Below are 6,023 nucleotides of genomic sequence, written 5' to 3'. Positions count from 1 at the left end.
CCCGGCGGTCAGGTCTGAGCCGGCGGACATGGCGACCGCGCCCGCTTTGGTGACCGTTCCTGCGGCGGTCAGCCCCGAGGCGGCGGTCAGGTTGGTCGCTGCGGGCCGATCGGCAATCGCCTGGGCGGTGAGTCCGCTGGCAGCGGTGAGCGTCGCGGTGCCCACGGCTTGCAGCGTGGCTGCGGCGGTCAGGCTTGAGCCGGCCGTCAGAGCCGCCGCGCCGTTCTGGCTTCCCCCGGCCGCGGTGGCGTGTGTGGCGACCAGGATCGGATGGCCGTAGCTAAGGATGGGGACGCTGGCCGTCGAGACTGTGGTTCCGGTGATCGCGGCCTGGGTGCCATACCGACCAGTCAGATCCGGTGCGTTCTGGCCGGTCGACTGCTGGTCAAGAACCCACAGTGCCTCAGTCAGCCCGTTGAGCCAGCCCGACAAGCTGTAGGGCAGAACATCAAGTTGGGTATCGCTGAGCGCCGCGTTGAACACCGCGCACGCGGCGATGTCGCCAGCAAACGGTGCAGACGGCGACGGGTTGCTCCCGATCAACGCGGAAGTGTTCGACGCCAAGCCCGTCGCGAAAGATGACGATGAGGTACTGCGTGCCCACGCGTCGGTGTCATATCGGTACAGGTGCATGCGGGGGGAGCTAGTTCCGGCTGGCTTCGTAATCGCGATCAGAGACCAGACGTTCGTCGGCACCACAAGGTTGGAGGCGGGGGAGTAGCTTGAACCGCCCTCCCTGTAGGTGACGTAGGGCCCCGGCGCTTCGATGCGAATGCTGTAGTTGCCGGACGTGGAGGAGCCAATCCCGAACGGCCAGACGGTAGAGGACAAAAAAGTCGGCCGGAGCACGATGACCAGCGAAAAGCCAGCCGTGAAGACTGTGCCTGGAATGGCCGCCGAGCCGCGAAGAAAGTCTGTGCTGCCGTTGAAGTTGCGGGCCACGACCTAACCTCCGGTCAGGTGGTCGTGCCCGGGCCTGCTCGCCTTGCACGAAAGATGCGCGCCGCCTCCGCATGGCCGCGAAGCGGAATTCCGTGTTCATGGAGGCCACTTCGGACAACACCCACGCTGCACCCGAGGGCATCAGCTACTTCCCGCATACTCATCTGCTGGGTGGCGTACATCGTCACCAACTGCTCTCTCGTAGGCCGGGCGGCCGCTGGCAATCGGGTTGCCGTCGCAGTTGAGTCGGCCTGGAAGTTCGGATCGAAGCGCGACCGCGCACCGGCAAGCGAGCGCATCTCCAGCACCAGACGTTCCCGAAGGGTGTGGTCCTCGGGCGTCAGAAAAGATCCACCCTGGCTGATGTTGATGCCCTTCCGGACGCCTGGGATGGTGTACTTCGCCATGTTGCGAGCAAGTTCGAGAGCACATTCGACTCGGCGTCTACGCCACATGCCGTTCGTCGCGGCGTACTCCAGAAAGGGAATGGCCTTCGAGGATCCGATATACCACTGCCCGAGAGTCAAACCTCCGGCCGTCTTCCTCTTCCGGATGTGGAGGTTTCCTCCCCAGGTTTCCCGGAACAGTTCCAAAATCTCTATCGCCGCCATGGTCACTGACACTTGGAGGGTCCAGCGCCCGCGTTGGTAATAGGTGTTCACGGAGCCTTCTCCGTCAAATACGCCCATGAGGTAGCTCTTGGTGTCCATCGTTAAATCATAGCGTGGCGCTATGTCGTAACGTAGGTGATGGCCAACCCGACGCACTCGGCATCGCCGGTCGCTGTGTCTGAGCCATCTGCGGCGGCCCGCGCCAACCGCACCACCACGAAATCGCCGGCCGCTAAGCTGTCGGCGTTCGTGAGGGTGACCGACGTGTCGACCAGATACCCGGCGGTTGCGGGTGCAGTCCCGGTGGCGGTGTTCGCGCTGCCGAAGCCTTTCGCGTCGACGTCCACGCTGTCACCGGTCGTGACCGCTGAGACGCGGACGTCCCAGACCGCCCCGCCCGAGGTTGCCGACGCTGCCTTCCACTGCACCACCGCCACCGGTGCGCTGGCGTAGTCGGCGGGCATCCGGAACTGGAACGAGCACCATTCTTCGGTGCTGGCGTCGAACGCCAACTGCAGGAAGTAGATGCCCGGCGCGGTAGCGCTGGACTTGACCCGCTGCATCGCCGGGGCGGCGTTGCTGGCCGACCCGTCCGGCAGGATCGCGGCACCAGGGGAGAGGATTACGGTTCCGGTGGCCACAGCACACCCCCAACCTAGATCGGCAGCAGGAGCGGGGTCTCGTACGTGCCCGCCGAGAGCCGGGCCCGCCGGGCGCCTGCTACGAACACGCCCGGCCTGCGGTGGGTGTTCTGCCCGCCGGTGGCGGATGCCGTCAGTAGCGATGCGGCGATCATCACGACCGTCGCCTGCTGGTTGGTGAAACCTGCCGCGCCGAGTGTGGTCGTGGCCGACATGGGCACGCCGCCAGACGGAGTCGTTGCGCCTGAAGCCGTCAGGCTGGAACTCGCCGTGAGCACTACCGTGCCGAGCCGGGCCTGGACAGCACCAGCATCGAGGTTGGTTGCAGCGGTCAGTGCGGCTGTGGCCGGCCCGTCTGCAACACCAGCGGCCAGCAGGGCGGAGGCGGCGGACAGGGCCGCGCTCCCCGACGCCAGCCTGACTGCGGTCGCCACGATGGCAGAGGTCGCAGTGAGGTTGGCTCCCGCCCCAGAACCCGTGGCGGTCCCGTCGGCGGACAGCGCAGAGCTGGCCGACAGGGTTGCCGCACCCAGTGTTGCCCGTACGGCCGAAACGGTCAGACCCGACGTGGCCGCCAGGCCGACCGAGCCCTGCCCGGTGACGGTTGCCGCCGTGACCAGCAGCGAGCCGGAGGCCAGGGAGACCGTCGCGAGTCGGATGGGGATCGCGGCAACATCCAGCTGGGATGCGCTCGACATCGTCACTGCCGAGATGGCGGTCCGTAGTGCGCTGGCGGTGAGGCCGCTCTGTGCGGTCATGGCCAGGCCGGCGACGGGCAGCACTGTGGCGGCTACGTCGAGGGCCGACACAGCATGCATGTCGACGGCGGCCTGGAAGGTGGCTGCCGCCGACGCGCTCAGCGTGCTTGCCGCACTGAGCGACACGGCGGCGACCGCCGTCTGGGTTGCCCCAGCAGTCAGTGACGAAGCTGCGGTGAGCGTTGCGGCACCGGGTTGGATCCGGGTGGCCGTAGCCGTCAGCGTCGTGGCGGCGACCAGTGCGGCGGCGGCCTGGTAGGTGGCCGCACCGGTGACGGCCAGGCTAGTGGCTGCGGACAGCGCGGCAGCGCCGGGCCGGTCCACAACGCCAGCGGCCGTGACCGTGGCTGCCGAGGTCAATGCCGCAGCAGCCGACTGGACTGCCCCAGCGTTCGCCGTGAGCGACGACGCTGCCGCCATCGCGGTGGATGCCGGTTGGGTGCGGACCGCTGCGGCGGTGAGAGAGCTTGCTGCCGTGAGGGCCGCAGCAGCGCCCTGGGTGGTGGATGCTGCCGCAGTCAGGGAAGTTGCGGCCGACAGGGTGGCTGCGGCCGGGCGGATCGGGGTGGCTGCTGCGGTGAGGCTGCTGGCCGCCGTCATGGCAACCGCGCCCTGGCCGGTAGCGACAGCACCGGCAGTAAGGCTGCTCGCCGCCGACAGCGACGTCGCGGCAGGCTGGGTGACCGTGGCGCCTGCGGTCAGGCCGGACGCCGCCGACATGGACACCGCGCCCGCGACACCCTGCGCTGCTGCGGCGGTCAGCCCCGATGTGGCGGACAGCGACGCTGCCCCGGCTGTTTCCCGGACCGCACCAGCAGTCAGGTCACTCGCCGCAGTGAGGGCCGCAGCTCCGCTGAGCACCGCGGCGGTGATGTTGACGTTGTCGACGGTGAAATAGTCCGGGCTGCTTCCGCCGTCACCGCACTCGAAGAAGACCTTCAGGTCGGAAAAGTTCGTCCACTGCGGCAGGCCACCGTCGGTGCGGCGCGTTGTCCACGTCGACCCGTCGGGGCTGGTCTCGAGGTAGCAGCTGCTGCCGTCGTGCCGGAACCGCACCCGCCGGTGTGTCGTCGCGTTGTAGGTGGTCGACACGTTGCCGGTGCCGTTGAGTTCGAACGTCAGCGACGTGTCGCCGTGGGCATAGACCCCGAAGTAGTTGCCGCCCGCATCGTCCCTAACCTGCACGCCCGCGTAATAGCTCGGACCGGCCGGCATCGACGGCAGTTCCACGGTCAGTGTCGACCCGCGCAGCTGATATGCGGCGGCCGACGCCATTGTTGCGCCCGCAGCGGATTCGAGTTGGGCGGCGCCGGAGATGACGGTGACCGTGCCGGTGGTGGTCGGCCACCGGCCAGCGTTGATCGTGCCGCTTGAGAAGTCGTCCTGCAGGGTGGCGATTGGGGCGCTGAAAATCCCGTCGCCGCCGGAGAACTCGATCCAGCCCGGGTTGGTGGTGACCGTGGTCGCGGCCGACACAAGGTCGGTCGTGCCGGTGTTGCCGTAGTTCATGGTGGCGGTGCGGGCCGTGGTGTCCGCCGAGATCGACCGGTAGCCGATCTCGACGACCAGTCGGTCACCTGCCGAGACGGCCACCGAAGTCAGCGTCTGGGCTGAGCTGTCCCGGCCGTTCGCCGTCGTCGTGAACTCGGTGCTTCCAGCCCAGTTCGCCAGGGCCGTACCGCGCACTGTGTCCGAGTCGCCCGCCGTTACGAAGATGTGCAGGAACAGGTTGGCGTTCGTGGCCGCGTTGGACTCGACCGCACCGACGATCGCCTGCACCGTGCCGGACAGGGTGCCTGCCGTGACCGCGCCCGCCGAGACCCAGCGGCCCCACAGGACGTCGTTGGCTGCGCCCGTCGAACCGGTGGCCACCGCAGCGGTCGCAGCGGCGCCGGACGGGCGAGCGCCGAGCAGCCGGGCCAGGCTTGCGCCCGCCTGCTCCCAGCCGCCCCGTTTCGTGGTCGGGGTGTAGGGGGCTGCCGAGTTCGTGAAGTACAGGCGAAGCGCCACGGGTCACCCCCGTGATGCGCGCCCCGATCAGCTTGCGATCGGCACCGGTTTGACGTTGTGCGAACCGCAATCGAGGCAGACCTGAGAGATGCCCTTCCCATGCCGCCCGGTCCGCAGCTGGAGATTCTCGATTCGGTTGTCTCCGGTGTCGCCATTGATGTGGTGCACCGTCTCATCTGGCCGCATCGGACGACCCAAATAGCGGCCCATCACCAGGCGGTGTTCGAGAACACGCCCGTTGGCGTGCGGAACACAAAAAGCACGGTCCTCGGGAAAAGTAAGAACGCTGATGTAGCCATTTGCCACCTTGTAACGCAGGGCTCTTTTCCGTTCAACCCCGACCGAGTCGAGGAATCGGCTGATCCGGCTCTGTTGAGTCTTCACCGACTCGGCGATTGACTTCTGAGTCTCGCCCGATTCGAAACGCCGAATGATCTCGGCCTTCTTCTCCTCGGAGTAGTAGTCGTCGCGGAGTCTTAGCTTGGCGCCCGACAGCCTAAGAAGTTTCGTCGCGAGCTTGCCGGAGATCTTGAGTCGCCGTGCGATCGATGACATCGACTCGCCGCCCTCATGGGCAGCGGCGATCTCAGCGAGTTGTTCGGGGCTGTAATCGTGAACCTTGCTATTGTTGGTTCCCGCCTTCACGCCAGCATCTCGCAGCGCCTGAACGACAAGCGGAATGTCACATCCGATGCCCTTCGCGATGTCTCGCAGACTCTTGATCCGGTTCGTGTACAGCCTGACGATCTCTGCGCGCTGCTCTTCCGATCCCGTGTAATTGCTGGTGTATTCGCGCGGGCGAAGTACAACTCCGCAAGCGTGTATGGCTTTCCGGATCGTCTGAACGTTGCAGTCGTAAAGCGCAGCTAGGTCAGGGATGGCCGCGCCAGCCTCATACATGCGGGCGATCTCGGCAGCTGCTGCGTCATCGAACATCCGTGGCGGCATCTACACCCCTAGTACGTACGTATTCAGTACGTACAGCATACCCTGTCCTCATGGACATGGCCGGGTGGGTGAGCGCCGAGCAGGCGGCTGAAATCCTTGGCATCAGTCGCAAA

The 6,023-nt window shown here is 66.6% G+C and carries 5 protein-coding genes; all 5 read right to left on the bottom strand.

The annotated features are described in order from the left end of the window. Positions 1 to 942 (bottom strand): LamG-like jellyroll fold domain-containing protein (locus tag Ato02nite_RS05460; RefSeq protein WP_213005271.1); only part of this gene is annotated, 942 nt, incomplete at its 3' end. A gap of 14 nt (positions 943 to 956) precedes the next feature. After that, positions 957 to 1,652, bottom strand: coding sequence for a sigma-70 RNA polymerase sigma factor region 4 domain-containing protein (locus Ato02nite_RS05455; protein ID WP_213005270.1), 696 nt, complete (start codon positions 1,650 to 1,652; stop codon positions 957 to 959). Positions 1,653 to 1,672: 20 nt separating this feature from the next. Continuing rightward, a complete protein-coding gene (locus tag Ato02nite_RS05450; protein ID WP_213005269.1) occupies positions 1,673 to 2,194 on the bottom strand; it encodes a hypothetical protein in 522 nt (173 codons plus the stop codon). Positions 2,195 to 2,208: 14 nt separating this feature from the next. After that, positions 2,209 to 4,962, bottom strand: coding sequence for a hypothetical protein (locus Ato02nite_RS05445; RefSeq protein ID WP_213005268.1), 2,754 nt, complete (start codon positions 4,960 to 4,962; stop codon positions 2,209 to 2,211). A gap of 27 nt (positions 4,963 to 4,989) precedes the next feature. Continuing rightward, positions 4,990 to 5,898 (bottom strand): HNH endonuclease, encoded by a 909-nt coding sequence (locus tag Ato02nite_RS05440; protein ID WP_213005267.1) that lies wholly within the window; start codon positions 5,896 to 5,898, stop codon positions 4,990 to 4,992. Positions 5,899 to 6,023: the final 125 nt, after the last annotated feature.

The organism is Paractinoplanes toevensis (genome assembly GCF_018332695.1).
GTDB classification, from domain to species: Bacteria; Actinomycetota; Actinomycetes; order Mycobacteriales; family Micromonosporaceae; genus Actinoplanes; species Actinoplanes toevensis.
Note: the sequence above shows the minus strand (reverse complement) of the source record. Positions and strands in the feature narration are given on the sequence as shown.